Source organism: Kitasatospora sp. NBC_01560, from assembly GCF_045208415.1.
Taxonomy (GTDB): Bacteria; Actinomycetota; Actinomycetes; order Streptomycetales; family Streptomycetaceae; genus Kitasatospora.
The window spans coordinates 1,369,774-1,390,738 of the sequence record NZ_CP109364.1 but is presented as its reverse complement, the minus strand read 5'-3'; the positions used below and the strand labels follow the sequence as shown (position 1 = coordinate 1,390,738).

Annotated in this window: 15 protein-coding genes; 9 read left to right on the top strand and 6 right to left on the bottom strand. The window is 73.3% G+C overall.

What is annotated here, in order from left to right; all coding sequences use genetic code 11:
• Nucleotides 1–20: 20 nt before the first annotated feature.
• The gene (locus OH807_RS05975; protein WP_406194789.1) at nucleotides 21–1,406 is read right to left on the bottom strand and encodes a glycosyltransferase; all 1,386 of its coding nucleotides are present in this window, start codon (nucleotides 1,404–1,406) and stop codon (nucleotides 21–23) included.
• A 337-nt stretch (nucleotides 1,407–1,743) separates the two neighbouring features.
• Here OH807_RS05975 and OH807_RS05970 point away from each other — a divergent pair, with 337 nt between their 5' ends.
• The 4 genes from OH807_RS05970 (at nucleotide 1,744) to OH807_RS05955 (ending at nucleotide 11,248) form a co-directional block, all read left to right on the top strand.
• On the top strand, nucleotides 1,744–4,533 hold the full coding sequence (locus OH807_RS05970; RefSeq protein WP_406194786.1) for an AAA family ATPase: 2,790 nt from the start codon (nucleotides 1,744–1,746) through the stop codon (nucleotides 4,531–4,533).
• Between the two features lie 66 nt (nucleotides 4,534–4,599).
• Nucleotides 4,600–7,392, top strand: coding sequence for an AAA family ATPase (locus OH807_RS05965; protein WP_406194784.1), 2,793 nt, complete (start codon nucleotides 4,600–4,602; stop codon nucleotides 7,390–7,392).
• Between the two features lie 4 nt (nucleotides 7,393–7,396).
• A complete protein-coding gene (locus OH807_RS05960) occupies nucleotides 7,397–10,189 on the top strand; it encodes an AAA family ATPase (protein ID WP_406194782.1) in 2,793 nt (930 codons plus the stop codon).
• A gap of 483 nt (nucleotides 10,190–10,672) precedes the next feature.
• The gene (locus OH807_RS05955; RefSeq protein ID WP_406194779.1) at nucleotides 10,673–11,248 is read left to right on the top strand and encodes a LuxR C-terminal-related transcriptional regulator; all 576 of its coding nucleotides are present in this window, start codon (nucleotides 10,673–10,675) and stop codon (nucleotides 11,246–11,248) included.
• Between the two features lie 77 nt (nucleotides 11,249–11,325).
• Here the strand turns inward: OH807_RS05955 and OH807_RS05950 are convergent, their stop codons facing one another.
• From OH807_RS05950 to OH807_RS05935, 4 genes are all read right to left on the bottom strand, one after another.
• Complete coding sequence (locus OH807_RS05950; RefSeq protein ID WP_406194777.1) at nucleotides 11,326–11,556, bottom strand: acyl-CoA carboxylase subunit epsilon; 231 nt, start codon at nucleotides 11,554–11,556, stop codon at nucleotides 11,326–11,328.
• 331 nt (nucleotides 11,557–11,887) lie between these two features.
• Nucleotides 11,888–12,559, bottom strand: a complete 672-nt coding sequence (locus tag OH807_RS05945) for a TetR/AcrR family transcriptional regulator C-terminal domain-containing protein (protein WP_406194775.1) — start codon at nucleotides 12,557–12,559, stop codon at nucleotides 11,888–11,890.
• A 127-nt stretch (nucleotides 12,560–12,686) separates the two neighbouring features.
• Nucleotides 12,687–12,905 carry a GNAT family N-acetyltransferase gene (locus OH807_RS05940; protein WP_406194772.1) on the bottom strand — a complete coding sequence of 73 codons (219 nt, stop codon included), beginning with the start codon at nucleotides 12,903–12,905 and terminating at the stop codon, nucleotides 12,687–12,689.
• Nucleotides 12,906–13,033: 128 nt separating this feature from the next.
• Nucleotides 13,034–14,935, bottom strand: a complete 1,902-nt coding sequence (locus OH807_RS05935; protein WP_406194770.1) for an NAD-binding protein — start codon at nucleotides 14,933–14,935, stop codon at nucleotides 13,034–13,036.
• Between the two features lie 259 nt (nucleotides 14,936–15,194).
• On the opposite strand from OH807_RS05935, the gene OH807_RS05930 reads away from it, so the two are divergent.
• From OH807_RS05930 to OH807_RS05910, 5 genes are all read left to right on the top strand, one after another.
• Nucleotides 15,195–15,878, top strand: coding sequence for a hypothetical protein (locus OH807_RS05930; protein WP_406194768.1), 684 nt, complete (start codon nucleotides 15,195–15,197; stop codon nucleotides 15,876–15,878).
• A gap of 296 nt (nucleotides 15,879–16,174) precedes the next feature.
• Entirely contained in the window at nucleotides 16,175–16,597 is a 423-nt protein-coding gene (locus OH807_RS05925; RefSeq protein WP_406194765.1) for a restriction endonuclease, read from the top strand.
• A gap of 57 nt (nucleotides 16,598–16,654) precedes the next feature.
• On the top strand, nucleotides 16,655–17,224 hold the full coding sequence (locus OH807_RS05920; protein ID WP_406194763.1) for a hypothetical protein: 570 nt from the start codon (nucleotides 16,655–16,657) through the stop codon (nucleotides 17,222–17,224).
• A gap of 208 nt (nucleotides 17,225–17,432) precedes the next feature.
• Nucleotides 17,433–18,791, top strand: a complete 1,359-nt coding sequence (locus OH807_RS05915; RefSeq protein WP_406194760.1) for an AAA family ATPase — start codon at nucleotides 17,433–17,435, stop codon at nucleotides 18,789–18,791.
• 44 nt (nucleotides 18,792–18,835) lie between these two features.
• Complete coding sequence (locus OH807_RS05910; protein WP_406194758.1) at nucleotides 18,836–19,396, top strand: HNH endonuclease; 561 nt, start codon at nucleotides 18,836–18,838, stop codon at nucleotides 19,394–19,396.
• A gap of 404 nt (nucleotides 19,397–19,800) precedes the next feature.
• Here OH807_RS05910 and OH807_RS05905 read toward each other — a convergent pair whose 3' ends face one another.
• On the bottom strand, nucleotides 19,801–20,934 hold the full coding sequence (locus tag OH807_RS05905) for an IS630 family transposase (protein WP_406192289.1): 1,134 nt from the start codon (nucleotides 20,932–20,934) through the stop codon (nucleotides 19,801–19,803).
• Nucleotides 20,935–20,965 lie beyond the last annotated feature (31 nt).

Below are 20,965 nucleotides of genomic sequence, written 5' to 3'. Positions count from 1 at the left end.
CTCCGCACGGCTGCTGCCGGTCAGCGCAGTGCGGGCAGGTCGAGGATCAGATCGGCCGCGGCGGCGCGACCGCCGGCCGCCCGTTGGAGCTCCCCGAGCTTTTCGGCGCGCCGGCGGAACGACGGATCGCCCAGTACCCGGGTGAGCTTGTCGACGACGTCGTCGGGGTCGATGGTCTGCGGCCGATCGAGGGTGAGGCTGATGCCGAAGTCCTGGCCGCGCACGGCCTGGTCGAAGCAGTCCACCCAGAGCGGGCGCACCACCAGGGGCTTGCCGAAGTAGACGCCCTCGTGGAATCCGTTGCCGCCGCCGTGGGTGAAGAACACCTTGACCGCCGGATGGGCGAGGACGTCCAGCTGGGAGGGCACCCAGCTCTCGATCCGCAGATTGCCGGGGAGCGACTCGCGCGCGGGCAGCAGGTGCTGCTGTTCCTCCGGCAGCTTCCACAGGATGTCGTGCGTGCCGTCGAGCCGGCGGGCCACCTCCACCAGGGCGCCGACCTGGTGGCGTGTCAGCCGGGTGATGGTGCCGAACCCCATGTAGACGACGGAGGACCGGGCGTCGAGCCACGTCCCGAGGCCGCCGTCGGCCGCGCCCGCGGGGCCCTCCGGCAACGGTGGCATCACCGCACCGACCAGCTTCATCTTCTCCGGTACCTCGAACGGGTAGTCCAGCTCCGGCACGGAATTGCAGAGGATCATTTCCGCCCGGTCGATCCTGGTCATCGGACTGGGTGCCGGCAGGCCCAGTTCCTTGCGGATCCGGGCGTCCTCGGAAAGGACCTTCCCCATGCTCGGATTGAGGAAAAGGGCCAGTGTTCGCAGTTTGAAGAGGTGGTTTCCCAGGCGCTGCCGGAAATTCATCGGGAACGGGAGCCCGGAATGCGGCACCGGAAAGCTCTTCGGGGTGTAGGAAGTGCCGAAAGGATTGTGCGAGGTCAGCACATTGCTCGGCAGGAACGGAACGCTCAGGACGAACGGGATGTTCTTGGTCAGCGCCAGGTCGACGGCGAAGGAACTCATGGACTCGATGACCATCAGGGCCGGGCCGATCTTTTCCACGGCGGACTCCAGGCGGCGGTACTTCTCGGCCTGTAGATCCGGCCGGTAGGACTGCCGGATGACCGCGCGGTGCGCCTTGAAGCGGGAGGGCTGGGTGACCTCGCGGTAGACCCGGTCGTCCCAGCTGACCGCGGAGAGCTCGGAGAACACCTCGCCGAGGGAGGCGAACTCCACCGGCGTACGCCCTGCCAGACGCTGAACGTCGGTGCGCCGGGGCTCGTCGGTGGCGAACCAGAGGTCGGCCGTGCCGCGCTGCGCGAGCTCGCGCGCCAGCACCAGCATCGGGTTGAGGAGCCCGCTCTCCGGAAGGCTGACAAACAGGATCGGCCGCTGTGCGGTGCTCATCTGACTCCCTTGGGCATGGCCGTGGTCGGGGCTGCTCGGTGCACGAGAACTTGGTCTCACGGCCGGCACCGGGAAATCCTTAGACTCACGGCGCGGAGCGGGCGCGCGGCCTGCCGGGCACCCCGCTCCGCCAGTCCTTTATGTCCGACTTGATCCAGTGTCGGAGGGGCTGCCCGGGCCCGGCGCCCCGGTCATCCTTGACAGTTCCCATACGTTTCCCGCCGTCGGGTCCGGGTACGCTGGCGCAGAGCCGAGGCCTTTGTGGTGCAAGGCTCGGATTGAAGCCGGAAAAACCGATTCCGGACCTTTCACGGGGGTGATGGGGGGATTGTTTTCCATGAACCGCGCGGCCGTTCCCGTACCGCCCGCTCCGTTGGCCGGCCGCACCGGTGAGCTGGAAACGCTGGAGGCGCGGCTGGCGGCCGCGGGCCGCGGCCGGGCCGGCCTGGTGGTGATGTCCGGGACCACCGGCATGGGCAAGACCCGCCTGCTGCGCTCCTTCCTGGAGCGTGCGCGCGGACGGGACGTGACGGTGCTGGAGGGCGCGTGCGGGCGGACCGCCGCCGGCCCGGGTCATGCCGCGGCGCCGGCGTTGTTCGCCCGGCTCGCCCCGGCCGGCCCGGACACCGCGGAACCGCCCCGGTTCGGGACCAGCTACCAGGTCCTGCACGGCCTGCACGCGCTGGTGCTGAAACTGACGGCGGACCGCCCGCTGGTCCTGGCGCTGGACGACGCCCACAGTTGCGACGAGCAGTCGCTGCGCTGGCTGGACTTCACCCTGCGCCGGGCGCAGGGGCTGCGCCTGCTGGTGGTCCTCGCCCGGCGCGCCGAGGCCGAGCCGGCCGCCCCGGAGGCGTGGGCCGACCTCGTCGCACAGCCCGCCTGCTCGACGGTGCACCTCGGTCCGCTCGGCCAGGCCCAGATCGGTGCCCTGGCGCGGCAGGTCTTCCGCACGCCGGTCGCGCCCGTCTTCGCCGAACAGGTCGCCGGCTGCTCCGGCGGCAACCCCCGCCGGGCGACTCGGCTGCTGCGCGCGCTCTGCGCGGAGGGCGTGCGGCCGGACGCCCGCGGTGCGGGCCGGGCCGCCGAGCTCGGCGAACGGCTGGTCGCCCTGTCCGTCCACGGCCGCCTGGCCCGGCTGCCCGGCTGGATCCGGGAGGTGGCCGCCGCGGCGGCGGTGCTCGGCGAGGTGTCGCCGGAGCTCGTCGGTGCGCTGGCCGGCGTCCCCGGCGGGCTCGTCCGGGACGCGCTGGGGACGCTGCGCCGCTGCGAGCTGGTCCCCGAACAGCACCCGGCGCGGATGGACGAAGCGGTCCGCGCCGCGGTCCTGGAGCCGCTCGCCCCCGCGGAGCTCACCCGACTGCGCTGTCGGGCCGCCCTGCTGCTCAGCGATGCGGGCCGCCCGGCCGAGCAGGTCGCCGGTCATCTGCTGCAACTGCCGGGCCCGCCTGAGCCGTGGATGGTCACGGTGCTGCACGAGGCGGCCGCGCGGGCCGAGGACCGCGGCGCGCCCGGCAGCGCGGCCGCCTTCTTCCACCGGGTGCTGGAGGCCCGGCCCGAGGACGACACGGTGCGGCTGCGGCTGGCCACCGCGCTGGCGCAGGCCGACCCGTCCGAGGCGGTTCCGCTCCTGCGGGAGGCCCTGGCCCGCACCGCCGACGTGCGGGCCCGAGCCCGGATCGCGGTCCAGTACGGGATGACCTGCCTGGCCGCGCACCAGGCACCGGCCGCCGCCGGGGAGCTCGCCGAGATCCTGCACGCACTGCGGGTTGAGCTCGATCCTGCCGATGAACTGCGCACGGCCGTGGAGTCCGTGCTGCTGATCACCGGCTCCGCCGACCGCGGCACGGTCGCCTCGGTGCGCGAACGCGTCCGGCGGCCCTCCGCGCCGGGCACCGGAGGCGCGGCAGCGCACCAGCGGCACGCGCTGACCGCACTGCTGGCAGCCCTGTACGGGTGCTCCAGGGAGGTGACGGTCGAGCATGCCCGGAGAGTCCTGGAGACCCCGGAGCCGGTCCCGCAGAGCTGGCCCGTGATCACCTCGGCCGTCGCCCTGGGACTGGCCGACGAGACGTCGGACGCGCTCGCGGTGCTGGAGCGCTCCCTCCGGCACGGGCAGGGCGACCGGGCGGAGTGGAACCGCGCGCTCGCCCTGTCCGGCCGCGCGCTGGTGCGCTACGCCACCGGCGCGATCCCCGAGGCGATGGCCGATGCGCGCACCGTTCTGGAGACCGCCGCCGAGGAGAGCAGCGGCGCGCGCCTCACGCTGCCGCGCGTGGTGCTGGCCTCGGCGCAACTCGACCGGGGCGAAGCCGAATCGGCCGATCGGCTGCTCGGCGGGATCGCCCGTCCGCAGCCCCAGGGCTCGATCCTGGACTACCACCCGTACCTGCTGGCGCGGGCGCGCGCCCGCCGGGCCCTCGGCGATGCCGAGGCGGCCCTGGCCCTGCTGCTGGAGAGCGGTCGGGCTCAGAGCGCGGCCGGCCTGGCCAACCCGGTGTTCTCCCCCTGGTGGTCGGAGGCCTGCCACGCCCTCGCCGCGCTGGGCCGCCCCGACGAGGCCCGGGAGTTCGCCGAGCACGGCGACGAACTGGCGCAGCGGTGGGGCACGGCGCGCGGGCTCGGACTCGCGGCCCTGGCCCGCGGCGTGATCACCGCGGGGCGGCCCGGCGTCGACCTGCTCGCGGAGTCGGTCGCGCGGCTGGCCTGCTCACCCGCCCGGACCGAGCACGCCCGGGCCGAGTACGCGCTCGGCCGGGCCCTCCTGGCGAGCGGTGACCTGGCCGACGCGCGCGAGCACCTGCGCGCCGCCGCCGACCGGGCCCGCGGCTGCGGGGCCCTGGCGCTCGCCCGGGCGGCCCGTCGGCTGCTGATCACCGCAGGCGGCCGGATGCGCGAGATCACCGCCTCGCGGGTCGACATGCTGACCGACGCCGAGTGCAAGGTAGCCGGCCTGGTGGCGGGCGGGGCGAGCAACCGGCAGATCGCCAGCACGCTGTTCGTCACGGTGCGCACGGTGGAGACCCACCTGACCAACGTGTACCGGAAACTCGGGGTCGGTCACCGGGCCGCGCTCGCCACGGTGCTGCCGGCCCGCACCCTCACGGCGTCCGCCCGCCCCTGCTGACCGGACGACCACGCCGACCGGGCGCCGTACGAAACCGCCCGATGATCCGAAGGCCTGAGACTGACCATGCACGCGCGCGACTTCGTCCACTCCCACCGCACCGTGGCCGCCGTGGCGTCCCCGGCGGATCCGGCCGCAGACCACCACGAGGAGGAGCGGCGGGCCCTCTCCCGGCTGCTCGTGGAGGTCGAGGCGGGCGGGCCGGCCGTCGCGCTGGTGGCGGGCCCACCCGGTTTCGGGCAGAACGCGCTGGTGCGCCGGGCCGCCCGCCGGGCCGAGCAACGCGGGCTGCGCGTGCTCTGGGCCTGCGCGGCACGGTTCGAACGCGAGTCGCACCACGGCGTCGTCGGCCAACTGTTCACCGCGGCGGCCGTCGCCGGCGAGCCCGCACCGGGCCGTCCGCCGCGGCCGTCCGCCGTGCTGTCCGCCGCCCGGGAGCGGCCCACCCTGGTGGCGGTCGAGAACGCCCAGTGGCTCGACGCCGAGTCGCTGGGCTGGCTCTGCGCGTTGCTGCGACGGTCGGCCGGTCACCCGGTGGCGGTGCTGGCCGGCGGCAGCACGGTCACGGTCACCGGGCCCGACTGGCGCGACCTGGCCGCCGCGCCCCCGGGCCCGGTCACGGTCCGCGAGCTCACGCTGTCGCAGCTCGACGCCGCCGAGGCGGCCGCCGTGGTGGCGCAGGCCTGCGGCCGCACCGGCGAGGAGCGGTTCACCGCGGCCGCACACGCGATCGCGGCTGGCCACCCCGCCGTCCTGCGCGAGGCGCTGCGGCAGTTCGCCGCGCACGGGCACCGGCCGGTCGCCGATCGGATACCCGAACTGCGGACGATCGGCAGCCGCGTCCTGGGCGACCAGGTCACCCGGGTACTCGGCGGTCTGGAGGACGAGGTGGTCGGCGTCCTGCGGGCGCTCGCGGTCTGCGGCGACCTGCTGGACCTCCCCGCCGTCTGCCACCTCGCGCGGGTGACCGCCGTGGGTGAGGTACGGCTGCGGGGCGCCCTGGCGGGTACCGGACTCGTCCGCTCGGCGGCCGCGCGGCCGCGCCTCGACCCGGTCGCGCGGGTCCGCGTCCTGGAGGAGACGACCCCGGACGAGCGGGCCCGGCTGCACGCCGAGGCCGCGGAGCTTGCCCACCGGGGCGCCGTGGACGACCGGACCGTCGCCGCGCTGCTGCTGGGCGCGCGACCGGTCGGAGCACCCTGGGCCGGCGCCGCGCTGCGCCGCGGCGGCCTGGCCGCGCTGCGGCAGGGGGAGCGCGAGCGCGCCGTCGGCTACCTCGTCCGGGCACTGGCGGAGGAGACCGAACCGGAGCCGCGCGCGCGGCTGGGTCTCGAGTTGGCGGCCGTCGAGTTGCTGAGCGCGCCGGACGCGGGTGACCGCCGGCTCGATGGGATAGTCCGCGGTGGCACCGCGCCCGCCGCGCTGCGCGTCCGGTCGGTCGATCTCGCGCTCGGCTGCGGTGACGCCGAGGCGATGCGCCGGGCCGTGGCCGATGTGCTGCCCGCGACCCACGGGAGCGAACGGGACGACCTGATCGCCCTGTTCTGGTCCGCCGACCCGACCGGCCCGGACGGCGCCGTGTCCTTCTCGCCCGAGGTTCCCGCGCTGCCCGACCGGCCGGCCTCGCCCACCCAGGCCGGGGTACGCGCCTGGCAGCTCGCCCGGGCCGGCGACCGGCGGGAGCTGGCCAGGCAGCTGGCCCGGATCGCCCTGTCCCGCAGCGCCCCCGCCCGGGCCGGTGCGGCCGGCGAGCTGATCCAGCCGCGCCTGGCCGCCTGCAAGGCCCTGCTCCTGACCGACGACCACGACGAGGCCGAGGCCGGGTTCTCCTCGCTCCTGGCGGAACTGCGGAGCCGTCAGGTCCGTCTGGGCCTCGCGCCGGTGTTCGCGGCCAGAGCCGAACTACAGCTTCGCCGTGGCAGGTTGGCGGCTGCCGAGGCCGACATCAGCGCCGCCGAGCAGGCGCTGGTGCCGGTCGGCCGGTCCGCCGACACCATGCCCTACCTGAGGGCGGTACGCATCGTCGTCGAGCTCGGGTGCGGCCGGGTGGACCGCGCCCGGTCGCTCGCCTCGACCCAGCTGCCCGGCGCGGCCCGAGCCGGCGCGTACTGGCCCCATCTGCTCTTCGCCCGGGCCCTGGTGGCCTCGGCCGAGACCGACCCGCGGCAGGCCCTGGAGCTGCTGCGGGAGGCCGGCCGGCGGCTGCTGAACCGGCACCACCTCAACCCGGCCCTGCTGCCCTGGCGGTCACTCGCCGCCAGAGCCTGCCGCGAGCTCGGCGACCACCCGGAGGCACTGCGGCTGAGCAGTGCGGAGCTGCAGCTCGCCCGGCGGTGGGGTGCGCCGATCGCGACGGCCTGGGCCGAGTTGTGCGCGCACCGGACGGACGGCACCGACCGGGCGGCCACGGTCCGCGGGATCGTGCGGACGGCCGGCTCGGGGCCGGCCGGCCCTGGTGGTCCCGTGCACGCCCGGGCGCTGGCCGAACTGGTCGCCGCCGAACTGGCCCGGGGCAGCGGTGGCCGGTCGGCCGCCGCCGCGGCGCTCGCCGAACTGACCCGCCTCGACACGACCCACCCGGACGGGCCGATGGCGGCGCGGGCGCGGCGGCTCGCGCGGGAACTGGCGCGGACCTCCGAGCGGGACGGCGACGGGCACCCGGCCTGGAGCACGCTCTCGCCGGCCGAGCAGCAGACCGTGCTGCTCGTCGGGCGCGGCCACAGCAACCGGTCCGCGGCCGATGTCCTCATGGTCTCCACCCGCACGGTCGAGCTCAGGCTGAGCCGGGCGTACCGCAAGCTCCACATCAGTGGCCGGCAGGAACTCTGTGCGCTCCTGCGCGAGACGGAAGGACGCTGAGCGGATGCTGCTCGAACGGGAATCCGAACTGGACCTGGTGCGGGAGGCACTCCGCGGTTGCCGGGCGGGCGGGACCGTGCTGTTGGTGGCCGGCCCGCTCGGGGCCGGACGGTCGGCGCTGCTGACCGAACTGGCCAACCGGGCCGCCGACCAGGACGTGTGCGTGCTGCGCGCCAACGCCGCGCCGATGGAGCGGGACTTCGCCTTCGGCGTGGTGCGCCAGCTGTTCGAGAACCGGTTGGCCGTCGCGCCCGCCCGGACCCGTGAGCGGTGGCTGCACGACGCCGGGGCCGCCCGCCACGTGGTCACCGACGACGTCCTGCCGGCCGGCGGCGCTTCCGACGCCGCTTCCGACGCCGTGCTGCACGGCCTGCGGGCCCTGCTGGCCGCCGTCGGCGCCGGAGTCCCGCTGCTGGTCCTGGTCGACGACCTCCAGTGGGCCGACCGCGAGTCACTGCGCTGGCTCGCCCACCTCGCCAGGCGGCTGCGAGGGCTGCGCGCCGTGCTGGTCTGCACGCTGCGGGACGGCGATCCGGCGGCCACCGATCCGCTGGTGCGCGAGGTGGAGAGCGCGGCGCAGCACGTGCTGCGACCCGGACCACTGTCGCCCGCCGCCGTCGGACAGCTGGTTCACCGCCAATTCGGCGAGCCGGGGGACGCGGAGTTCACCCGGGCCTGTCACCGCACCGGCTCGGGCAACCCGCTGCTGCTGACCTCCGTCCTGCGCGGCGCGGCGGAGGCCGGCCTCCGGCCGACCGCCGAGCACGTCGACGCGGCGTGCGCGCTGCGCCCGGCGCAGCTGCGGGACCGGTTGGCGAGCTGTCTGCGCGGCCAGCCGCAGCCGGTGCGGGACCTCGCCGCCGCGATGGCGACGCTCGGCGCGCAGAGCGACCGGGTGCTGGTGGCCGCGCTGGCGGGGCTGGACCCGAGCGGCTTCGCGGCGGCACTGCGCGTGCTCCACCGCCTCGGTCTGGTGGCCGACGAGAACGCACCGCGCTTCGTCCACCCGGTGGTCCAGGACGCGGTCGAATCCGTGCTGACCCTGGCGGAGCGAACCGGTCGCCAGGAGTCGGCGGCGAGCCTGCTGTACCGCAACGGACGCCCGGCGGAGCAGGTCGCGGCCCAGTTGGTGGCCGTTCCGGCGGCGGGCCACCCCTGGGCGGTGCCGGTGCTGCGCGCCGCCGCGCAGAGCGCACTGCAGCGGGGCGCGCCCGAGACGGCCGCCCGCTACCTGCTGCGCGCACTGCTGGACAGCGCTGAGCAGAACGAGGACCGGGCCCGGCTGCTGATCGAACTGGCGGCGGTGGAGCACATGTTCGACCCGGCGGCCGCTGAGAGGCACATCGCCCAGGCGATTCCGCTGCTGCCCACCGCCACCGACCGGGCGGCCGCGGCGCTGCGAGGCGTGCCGGGCGTGGTGGGCGCCACCACCCCTGCGGCGGTCGCCGTACTGCGGCAGACCGCCGGCGGCCTGGACGCCCCCGACCGGCTGGAGGGATCGGCGCGCGCGGTGGCCCTGCGGTTGGAGGCACGGCTGCGGCACTGCGGCCGGGAGGAGGGCGCCGAGCTCGCGGCCGCCGTCGAGCGGCTGCGCGGGCTGGGGGAGGAGCCGGCGATCTGCTCGGGCCCCGAGCGCGAGTTGCTGGCGGTGCTGCTCGACGCGGCCACGCTCGCCCGCAGCCTGCCCGCCGGCGAGGTCGCCCGCCAGGCCCAGCGGATCCTGGAGCGTGAACCGGCCACCGCGGGGTGTGCCAACTCGGCCCTGCCGCTGGTGATGTGCGCCTTGGTCGGCGCAGACTCGCCGGGGGCGGCGCAGGCCTGGCTGGCGGCCCGGGAGCCCGCGCGGCAGCGGGCCGGCGGCGGAGCGGACGCGCTCGACCACGCCGAACGGGCGCTCGTCCTGCTGGCCCGTGGGCGGCTGGGCCCGGCCCGGGAGCACGGCGAGCGGGCGTTCGAGGTTGCCGCGTCCGACTGGCAGCGGAGCGGAGCGCTCGCCACCGCCGCGCTCGCCGCGGTCGCCCTGGAGGGCCGTGACGGTGTGCTGACCGAACGGGTCCTGGCCGAGGCCGCCCGCCGGCCCCCGGTGGGCCTGCTGGAAACGGTGATGCTGCGCCTGTTGCAGGTGTCGGTCTACACCCGGCACGGTCACCGGGCGCGCGCGCTGGACGCCGCGTTGGCCTGCGGCCGGGAGCTGGAGGCGGCGGGTTGGCGCAACCCGGTGCTGTTTCCGTGGCGGCCCTGGGCGATCAGCCTCTCCCACCAGCTCGGTGACTCCCACGCGGCCCGGGCGCTCGCCGAGCAGGAGCTCGGCGAGGCCGTCGCCTGGGGCGCACCTGTCGGGGTGGGCCGCGCGTTGCGACTCAAGGGCGGGTTGCAGGACGGCAGCGCGGGCACCGACCTGCTGCGTGAGGCCGTGGCCGTCCTGCGGGGCTCCGCCAACGAGCTCGAACTCGCCCGGGCGCTGCGCTGCCTGGGCAGCCGGCTGGGACAGGGGGCCGAAGCGTGCGCGGTGCTGCGCGAGGCCGTCGAACTCTCGGCCGTCTGCGGGGCTCCCTGGTCGGGCCAGGGTGGCGGCGGTCAGGTCGGATTCCCGCACCAGGTCGTGCTGACGCCCACCGAGCGCCGGGTGGGTGCACTCGTGGGCGGCGGGCTGACCAACCACGAGGTCGCCGAGGCGCTCGGAGTGACGTCGCGCGCGGTGGAGAAACATTTGACGAATTCCTATCGGAAGCTCGGAATTTCCGGCCGGCGCGAGTTGGTCGCAATCCTCGGCGAGGTGCAACCGGCCGGCCGGTGACGAGGGGCGGGTGAGAAACACTTCGGCGCCCGCGCCGAGGTTCGGTTCCGCCCGCCCTGCCGCCCGCCCGGCCGCTCCGGCGAAAGGCGGGCGCTCGTTCGATGTACGAACATTTATGCCGGTCACCGGCGTGCGTGGCGGCGGCCGGCGGCCGCACCGTACCGAACCTCCGAAGATTCGGTGCCGGACCGAACCCCACCGGCGGCCGACCACGGGGTTGGCGGTGAACAGGCCTTGGCACATTGACCCGAATCGCTCCACAAATCTAGGCTGTGTTTCATGTTCCGCCGTGCTGTCCGCAGAATTTCGGCGGTGCGGGGAATGCAGAGTTCCGTGCTATTGAATTCGTGAAGGGGAATGAGTTCCTTGGCGACTTCCGCTCCCGTCCTGGTGGAATCGGTGCAGACTTCGGCGCCGGATCGTGGGTCCGACCGTGTCGGGTCGGCCGGGGCCCATCCGGCGTCCGGCGAGTCGGGCCTGAACATGGCCTGCCTGGACCGGACACTGACGATCCAGGAGGCCACCCCGGAGTTCTTCCGGCAGTTCGGCGACTCCGCGGCGGGCCTGTGCGGCCGCACCTTCTGCGATCTGGTGCACCCCAGCGTCCAGCAGCCGCTGCTGCGCCAGTTCGCCGGTCTCGTCGAGGGCCGCCGCGACCGGTTCGCCACCGAGGTCATAGCGGTGGGTACGGAGGGCGACGCGTTCACCGTTCCGCTCACGGCCGTCGCGGTGCGCGGCGGGACCCCCGAACTCTCCTCGATCCTGGTGATGATGCCGACGCGTCAGGACGTCGGGGAGGTCGGGGTCGTCAGCAGCCGCAAGAAGCTGCTGAGCGAGATCGACGCACGCATCCTCGAAGGCATCGCGGCCGGCGTCTCCACCGTTCCGCTGGCCGCCCGGCTCTACCTGAGCCGCCAGGGCGTCGAGTACCACGTGACCTGCCTGCTACGGAAGCTCAGGGTACCCAACCGGGCCGCACTGGTGTCCCGCGCGTACTCGATGGGCGTCCTCAAGGTGGGCATCTGGCCGCCCAAGGTCGTCCCGGACTTCATCAAGTGAGGCGGTGCGGCCGGGCCCGGGCGGATCGCCCGGGCCCGGCCGCCGGTCGTCCGCGCGGCCTTCGGTGCGGCGTGGGACTACGCCGCCGCCCAGGCGCTCGGAGCCTGGTAGGACGCGAATGTCCAGCAAGCCCGCCGAACTGCCGCGACCGGTGGCGCGTGCGATGCCCGCACTGCCGCCGATTCCGATCGGCAGCGCCGCAACAGGGCCACGGTGATGGCGGCGAGCTCCTCGTCGCTCACCCTGCCACGCAGAATTCGCAGAACGGGTTCCTCGGTATTGCCGTCGACCTCCGTGCCGACTGGCAAGCTTCCCCCTTTCCCGGGCGAGTGTTTCTCAGCACGGGCCGAATCACCGACCGGTGCGCTTCAGGACTCTGATCGTACGGAATCCGCCACTAGGGAAATCCGCAGAGGCGGATTCGTCGGCCCGGAGCCCGGACAGGCCTGGAGCCGAACCGTCCGCCCGCCGACAACTTCTCGCGTGATCCCACCGGGCGCCTCGACGCACAGGTCCCGCACCCGGCGCGAGTGACCCGGGAAGCCGGCTGTTCCAGCGCTTGAACGGTGCGCCGGCGAATTCCTGGAACGGGCTTCGCCCGCCTCGCCGTCGTTTCGGCGCGGTGGCCCACCGGGACGGTCAGCGGTCGGGCGGGAGCAGGACGGCCATGCCGTCGAGGATGCGGTCGAGGCCGAATTCGAACCGGGTCTCCATCGAGGGGTCGGTGAGCTCTCCGGCCAGGGCGACCAGGTTGGGGAAGGTCTCCGGGGCGAGTGCCCGCAGCCGGTCGCCCGCTGCGAGGGCGGCCTCACGGCGGGTGGCGCCCATGGCTTCGGCGGCGGACAACGGGGCCTGCTCCTGGAGGACGAAACCCTGGACGTACGTGCCGAGCAGGTGGGTGGCCAGGGCGGCGTCGGCGGCGGAGAAACCGGCCTCGCACAGTCGGTCCAGCTGGTCCTCCATCAGGCTCAGCAGGTGCGGGCCGGGCGTGAGCCGGCCGGCCACGACCTTGGCAGCGTCCCGCTTGCCCAGCAGCTGACTACGGTGGCGCAGTCCGTACTCGCGGAACTGGCTGCGCCAGTCGCCCTCGCGGGGCGGCGGTTCGGCATCGGCCATGATCGCGTCGGTGAGCAGGTCGAGCAGTTCCTCCTTGTTGCGCACGTGCCAGTAGAGCGAGGAGGCCTTCACCCCGACCTCGGCGGCGACCTTGCGCATGGACAGCCCGGCGAGACCGTCCCGTTCGAGGACGGTCAGGGCCGCCTGGGCGAGGCCGTCACGAGTCAGCCCGGGTGGTGCGCCGACTTTCGTCATGGATGACTCCCACCCTCGTGGCATCGGACAATCCTGCGGGCAATCTAACACCGTTAGGGGTGGCTGCTCCGGCGGTGCACCGATGTCATGAGAGCCTGCCCCCGGACAGGAGCAGAGCCGGTCGGGGTCACCGGGCCGCGGCCGGGCCCGCCCAGTACACGACTTCGCGCCGGATCGCTCGGAAGCCCGCGGCCTCGGCGAGGGCCCGGCTGGCGAGGTTGCTCTCCGGGGCGGACCAGGTCGGGGTGAGGCCGTGCGCGTGGGCGGCGGCGGTGGCCGCGTGGACGCAGGCCAGGGCGAGGTCGAGGTGGCGGAAGGCGGGGTCGGTCGCGACGGAAGCGGGCACCCTTCCAGTACCGCGCACCGGACGGCCCCGGTGGCCTGCCCTTGACGGAAGCCTGGCGGTGACCGGCACGATGCTGACGCAACCTTGGCGCCACCGGCACACGTGCGACGGGTCCTGAAGTCCGGCGGTCATCGCTCCTGGCGGCTCCGGGCTCTCCGTTGGTCGCGGTCGAGCAGGATGTCGAAGCCGGCCCGGGTGGTGGCAAGCACGACGCGGTCCTCGGGGCGGAGCACGTACCCGGGGTGCAGATGCCAGTCGAGCTCCGGCTGGAAGAGCCGCAGGGAGCCGTACGAGGTGGTGGACGAGCCGTAGACGACGGTCGAGCGCTGGTCCCCGGGGGCGGTGGTGTCCCGGGCGATCACCCGCCACTGGCCGGGGCGGAACGCGGCGGCGACGGTCTGGCCCACCAGTTCGGGGTGGTCGCGGACGTCGACTGCGGTGAACAGCAGCACGCCGCGCTCCACCGGCATCACGCCGAGGACGCGCCGCCCCATCATGGCCGCGGCGAAGGCCGACGCGGACAGCGCGGAGACGCTGCGGCTCCGGGTGACGGCGTTCGGGTACGAGTCACGCAGCGTCCGGTAGACGGTGGCGGCGAAGTCATCGTCGAACAGGCGCATCACCGCCCGGAGGTCCGGTCTGATCTCACGGGCGGCCAGTACGGCCTCCAGGTTGGTGCTGTCGTTCCTGGTCAGCGCCAGCATGGCCCGACTGCGGCGGACACCGGCCTCCGTCAGGACCCCGGATTCGGTCACGTCGGCGATGAGGGTCGGTACCCGGAGACGGCGTGCCAGGGCGACGCCGCGGGCCTCCGGGTCGCGTTCGACACAGACCACGCGCACCTTGCGGCCGTGGAGCTCGCCGAGGACGCGGGTGCCCACTTTGCCCAGGCCGACCACGACCACGTGGTCGGAGAGTTCACGCGAGGGCCGGAGCGTGCTGGAGGCGGTGCGGAAGGCGCCCATGGCGTCGAGCACGGCGGCCAGCAGCACGGGAAGGAAGAGCAGCCCGGCGAGGCCGGCGGTGAGCTGCATCAGCTGGCGGCCGAGTGAGGCCTCGGTCGCCGGATCGCCCATGGTGAACACGTCCAGCAGCGTCAGGTAGGCCGCGTGCAGTCCGGACCCGCCCTCGGCCAGCCAGGTGACCGCGGCCATGGCCACGACGAGCAGGGTCATCAGGCCACAGATCGTCCGGACCCGGCGGGAGAACAGGATGCCCAGCGGCAGCCGTTCCCACAGGCCCGCGACCGCCGTGCGGAGTCGGCCGCGCGGTGCCGGGCCACCGGGCGGCAGCCCGGCACCGGAGCCGTTCTCGGTGATCGCCTCCAGGACGACCAGGCCGCGCACGGCCCGGGAGCGGTCCACCGTGCGCTCGTCGGGCAGCAGTTGGGTACCGCCCTCACCCGGCGCCTCGGCGCTGTCCTCGCCGGCCGGGTCGTCCGCGGTGCCACCGGACATCACGGCCAGGACGCAGAGGTCGGTGCTGCGGCGCGGGGTGCCGGCGGGCCGTTCCGCGGGGTGCAGCAGCAGGCCGTCGGCGGCGATGACGTTGGCGGAGCCGTCGAAGGCTGCGGCGACCAGCTCCGGCGCAGCCGTGCCGACGTCGGAGAGCACGGTGGTCGAGACGTCCAGGGCCGGACGGCCGAGCCCGGGCGAGCGCGCCTCGGTCGCGCGGTCGAGCAACTTCTCCACATGGCGGCCGAGTTCGCGGTTGAACATCCGGATGACCAGTCGCAGGTCCGGGTTGAGCCGACGGGCACTCAGTGCCGCGTGGATGTTGGTCTGGTCGTCGCCGTAGGCGAGGGCGAGCGCGGCGGCGCGTTCGATGCCCGCGTCGAGCAGGGTGGCGTCGTCCGGGCGACGGGCCTCGATCAGCCGGACGGAGACCGCCGGATCGCGGGCCAGAGAGCCGAGTTGGGGGCCGTGGCCCTCGTGCAGGGAGGGGACGAGGACCGTGACCTGCTCGCCGCACCGGGCGGCGAGTTCGAAGGCGAGGCGGTGCGCGAGGCCGTCGTCGCCGCACACGACCATATGGCCGGACGGCGGCGTTGACCTGTCGTCGAAGTGGATTGAGGAGTTGAGTGACACGTGGGTGAACGCCCTAGGGGCGGTTGACCGTTCCATGATCAGGCGTCAGGGATGCGTCAAGGGACTCCGGGGGCGGCGGGCCTCTTGTGCTCCGGCTGCCGACGGGTAGTGTCGACAGCGGTGTGCCGGGAAGTCTGGTCGGCGTGAAGAACGCGGTCACCTCGGGGTGGTTGCGTACACGGTTCTGATCAAGGGAGGCGCCATGGGCGTCGTCGTCCCGATCGTACTGTTCCTTGCCCTGGCCGCTCTCGTGCTGATCGCGCCACGGGCAGACGCGTACCGTGCACGGCACCGATCCCGCGCGATCGTCAGGGAGTTGGCGACCGGGCACGACTTCAGGGCAAGGCCCGATTTCGCGCTCGGGCGGCTTCCGCTCGCCGGCCCGCCGTTCCACTACGGAACCGCCCGGACGCTCTCCGAGCAGGCGAGCGGCGCCGTTGACGGCCTGACCGTCACCGTGGCCGGCTACAGCTGCCGCGACAACGGCTCGACCCACGGCTACGGCCTCGCGCTGGTGTCGCTGCCGGAGCCCTCGGCCCGGATCGAGGTGCGGCACGAACCGGCGTTCCACTCCACACTGGTCGTCGAGCCGGTTCCGGGCGGCAGGGTACACACGGGCGTGGCGCCGTTCGACGCGCGGTACGAGGTCTACGTGTCCGATTCGCACGGCAAGCGGACGGGGCTGTCGGTCGCCGACACCGAGGCCCTGCTGGCGGGGCCGGAACCGTTCAGCTGGCGGGTGCACGGGCGGGACGTGATGCTCTGGCGCCCGGACGGGTGGTCGTCCGCGGGCGAGCTGCTGAGCTCTGTCCGCGTCACGGTGTCCGTGCTCCGCCCGGACCGTGACGCCATGACCACGGTCCGGGCGGAGCGTCCTGACCGGTAGCCGCGTCACGGGCGGGTGCCTCCCGAGTCGGAGCAGCTGCCCGCCCTCGTGGAGGGATCGCTGAAGGCCGAGTGCCCTGCGGCCTCAACTTGGTCACGCAGTGTCACTGAAAGTGGCTCGGGTGGGCGGGGCACCGCTGGCTCCTCGAACCCCTGTGGGCCCTCGTCCGCGCGGGCATCTCCGCACGCCTCGCCCTCGCCCGCACCACGCTCACCGCAGCCGCCACCGACCGCATCGAGCAGTGGGCCCACCAACCACTGCGCCGGGACGCGCCGGCCGAGCCCGCCGCGTCCTATGTGCGGCGGCCTCTCGACTACACGCTGGAGGCGTTCCAGGCCGCGTCGCCGGTCCGGTTCGAGGAGATGTGCCGCGAACTGCTGGAACGCGACGGCTTCACCAGCGCGGAGCGGGTCGGCGGGGCCGGGGACCTCGGCGCCGACGTCGTCGCCCACGACTACCTGGGACGGCGCGTGGTGCTGCAGTGCAAGCGGTACGCGAACGCCGTGGGGTCGGAAGCCGGGCAGAAGTTCAACGGCACCGCCCGGCCGGTGCACGGCGCAGCCGTCCCGGTCGTCGTCGCCCTCAACGGCTTCACCGAACCCGCAGCCGCCTTCGCCAACCGGCAACGCCTCCACCTCGTCGACCGCGAGCGCCTCGCGCGCTGGGGCGCCGGTCACCACCTCTACGACGTCCTGGAGATCGACCGCGGCCCGGCGTGAGGCCGCCAGGTCCCCCTGGAGCTGACCGGACTGTCCCGCGGCAGCACCGTCATGCACGTGCGGCCCCGGCCATCCCCCGATCCCGAGCCGGACTACGACGGACTGCCGCTGGACATCTCACCGGCCGACGCCGGCGTGCGCGCACTCGTCAACCTGCTGCGCGCACTCGAGGACGAGCAGGACGTCCGGGCCTGGAGCGAGATCCTCGACCCGGTCGACGTGGTCGTCAAAGCCCTCGACAAGTTCGACCTCGGCATGGGCCTGAAATGGCTCGCCTCCGACGGTGCTGTTCGCACCGCCACCCTGACAACCCGCGGCCGGGCGTACGTCGCCCGTCTTCGCGAGACCCACACAGCCATCGACGTCCAGCGCCTGTCCGGCCGGATCACCGAACTGCGCAGCTCCGGTGTGGTACGGATCAAGACCGGCGTCTCGAAGAAGTCACCAGCCTGGGACGTGAAGTTCGACGACCCCGAGCAGCTCTTCGCCATGCGCCTGGCGCTCGGCGACCAAGTCCGCTTCGTCGTCGAGCAACGCCGCACCTTCGACGCGATGAGCCGCACCCGAGCCACCGAGTACCGCTTCCTCGACGTCGACCACGGCCCTGAGGCGCTACCTGCCGGCTGACCGGGGTCCGCTGCCGCGTTGGTCATCCAGTCCCATCATCGGGAGGTTGATCCAGGCGGTGCGCTTGCGGAGCCAGCCATGGCCGCAATGGGCCATGGCGTACCACCCGGACAGGACGAAGTCCTCCTCCGTGCCGGGCACGGATAGAGTCGACGCAGCGGCCCAGGACCGGGACGTGTGACGGAGGAACCGGGCTGGAGGACGGGGCATGTACCTCAAGAACGTGCGGGTGCGGAACGTGCGCGGCTTCCGCGGCGCCCGTGAGGTGAACCTTGACCTGACCCGGCCCGACGGCTCCTATGCCGGATGGACGGTGCTGGCCGGCCGCAACGGCTCCGGGAAGTCCACCCTGCTGCGCGCCGTCGCGCTGGCGGTCAGTGGCCCGAGCGCGGCACGCGGGCTGGTGTCCGGCTTCGACTCGTGGATCAGCGACGAGCGCGAGCGGGCCGTCGCGGAGGTGTGCCTGCATCCGGACCCGTCGGAGGACCGGTTCAGCACGGGTCGGCCTCCGGCCGGCGTGTTCTGGGCAGGCCTGCAGTGGACCGCGCCGGAGCCCACCGTCGCCGCCGGTCGGCATGCCCAGCCGGCCCTGACCCCGGTGGCGTACAAGAAGGCACCGACCGCCGCTCAGCGAGGGCCGTGGGCGGACAACCCCGTGGGCTGGTTCTGTGCGGGCTACGGGCCGTTCCGCCGGCTCGTCGGAGGTTCGGGGGAGGTTCAGCGGCGCATGGCCGGGTCCGGTGCCGTGGCCCGGTTGACCAGCCTTTTCCACGAGGACGCCTCGCTGGCGGAGGGTGTCAGCTGGCTGATCGAGCAGCACCTTCGGTCCCTGGAGAACCGCCCGGGCGCGGCCGAGCTGAAGCGCACCGCCCTGGAGATCCTCGGCGACGACCTGCTGCCCGACGACTACACCATCGGGGACGTCGACTCCGACGGCCTGTGGGTCGCGCACGACGGCAGGTCCTTCGCCCTGCGGGAGATGAGCGACGGCTACCGGACCGTTGCCGCGCTGGTGGTCGACATCCTCAAGCAGCTCCACGACACCTACGGCGCCATCCACGTGGAGCGTGACGGCGGGCGCCCCGTCGTGACCGTTCCTGGTGTCGTGATCATCGACGAGATCGACGCGCACCTGCACGTGTCCTGGCAGAAGCGAATCGGGGGCTGGCTCAAGCAGCACTTCCCGCTGGTGCAGTTCCTGGTCACCACCCACAGCCCCTACATCTGCCAGGCCGCCGACCCCGCCGGCCTGATCCGCCTGCCCGGACCGGACGTCGACGAAGCCCCCGAGGTCGTAGGGACTGACCTGTACGACCGGGTGGTGTTCGGCAGCGGCGACGACGCGGTGCTGTCCGAGCTCTTCGGCCTCGACACCCCGTACTCGCAGCGCGCGGACGAGGCCCGGGCACTTCTGGTCGCGCTGGAGATGAAGATCGTGGCCGGCGAGGCCGGCGAGGAGGAGCGGGAGCGCTACCGGCAGCTGAAGCGGACCCTGACCAGCTCGCCGGCCGCCCGGGTCGACGAGGTCGCCGCCCGCCTGCACGCCCTGACCGGGCACGTCGAGTGATCCGAATCCAGCGGCTTCCCCTGCCGGAGCCGCCGCGCTCCCGCATGGCCGAGTGCACCTGCGACATCGTGCTCGCCGAGAAGCCCGCGGCGCGGGCGCGAGAACTCTGGAAGCACACCACGGTGCGACGGAACGTCCACGCGCCGCTTCGGGACCTCCTCGCGGACATGGCGGCCGGACGAGAGCGGTGCATGTACTGCGGGGACAACCAGGGCACCGACATCGACCACTTCGATCCCATCGACCGGCACCCGATACGCGCCTTCGACTGGACCAACCACGTCCTCGCCTGCTCACTGTGCAACAGCCACCTCAAGAAGGCCGTCTTCCCGCTCGACCCCGGCGGGAAGCCGCTGCTGATCGACCCCACGGCCGAGGATCCGACACCGCACCTGCGGCTGGTCCTGGCGGTAGGCCAGTACCACCCGCTGACCCCCAGGGGCCGGGCCACCATCGACCTGTTCGACCTCAACCGCGGCTTGCTGGCCAAGGGCCGGGTGAACGCCTTCCACGTCACCAAGGCCTGTGTCGCCCAGTGGGCCGGTGCCACCGCCAAGGGCGACCGTGACGACGCCGCCCACTGGGCCGCGGTCGTCAACGAATAGCCGATAGCCGACGTCGTCCAGGCCATGCTGCACCAAGCGCTCGACCCCGCCGCCGAGATCCTCTTCGACGACGACCCCCAGCTCCTCGCCCACCTCCGCGAACCCGCTCTCCGTACGGCTCTGCTCATCCGGTAGGACACCGCGGGAGGGCCAGTCACCGTTCGGACCCGCGTGCGGCGTTGCGAGCCCGCACGGCCTCGGGGCGGTGGTCCGGCCGCGAGGCCGGTCCCCGAACCCCGCCGGGAGCCGGTCAGTTCGCCGTGTTCGCCTGCCAGCCGCGAGGAATTTTCGGCAGGCCGATCAAGGCGTCGCCCCCAGGTATCCCAGGAGGAGGGACTTCAGCTCGCGGCCGTCGACCAGGTGGAGGTGCTCACCTTTGCCCGCTGCAGCGTCCTAGTGCCGCATCAGGCAACGTTCGCCCTGTTGATCACCGTGCGGAGGCGCTTGTCGGCGGCGTGCTTGTTTCGCCAGATGATGTAGCGGCGGATCATGCTGCCCTGGGCCTTGTGGCTGGGGTGGTCGGTACCGTCGAGAGCGAAGTAGCGCAGGGCGGTGAACTGGGCCTCGATGCGGTTCAGCCATGAGCTGTTCGTGGGCGTGTAGGCGAACTCGACGTTGTTGGCCGCGGCCCAGTCGCCGACTCTGGTGTCCTTCTTCGTGCTCAGGTGGGGCGAGTAGTTGTCGAGCACGATGGCGATGCGGGTCCGGGGCGGGTGGAGGCTGCGCAGGTATCGGCAGAACTCCAGGAACCTGGTGCGGTGCTTCCTCGGCTTGATGTGGCCGTAGAGCTGGTCCTTGCCCAGGTCGTAGGCAGCGAACAGGTGCCGCACCCCGTGCGGGCGGGTGTAGGTCGCCCGGCGGCGCCGTCGGGGTTCACGGTCGGGCTCCTTGTGTCTGCCGCCGCGTTCAGCCCATTGCCGGCCGGGGTGGGGCTGGAGGTTGAGCGGCCCGAACTCGTCCAGGCAGAACACGACCTCGGGCTCGCCTGGCTCGGGCAGGACCTCGCCGTCGGCGATGGCGTAGAGGTGCTCGACACGAGCCTTCTTGACCGCGTAGTCGGGATCCTTCGAGGTCTTCCAGGTCTTCAGGCGTTGAAAGGAGACGCCTTCCTCGCGGAGCAGGATGCGCAGGCCCTCGTGGCTGATGTCGTCGACCACCCCCTCGGCGACCAGGAAGTCGGCCAGCTTGACCAGGCTCCAGGTCGAGAACGGCAGGCCGTGCTCGACCGGCCTGGACTTGGCGATCTTCTTGATCTCACGTCGCTCGGGCAGGGTGAACGTCCTGGGCCGGCCGCCCTGGTACTTCGGGTAGAGCGAGGCGAAGCCGTCGCCATTGAAGTTGTGGATCACGTCACGGACCCGGTCGGGGCTGGTGAACGTCACCTCAGCGATCTTGGCCACGTCCATGCCCTGGGCCGATAACAGCACCATCTGGGCCCGCCGCCAAGTCACCACCGACCCCGTTCCCCGGCGGATGATCCGCAGCAGTCGCTGCCCCTCGTCGTCATCGATCTCGCGCACCCTCACACGCTCAGCCACGCAGAGAGCTTGCCGTGACCGGCACCATCCA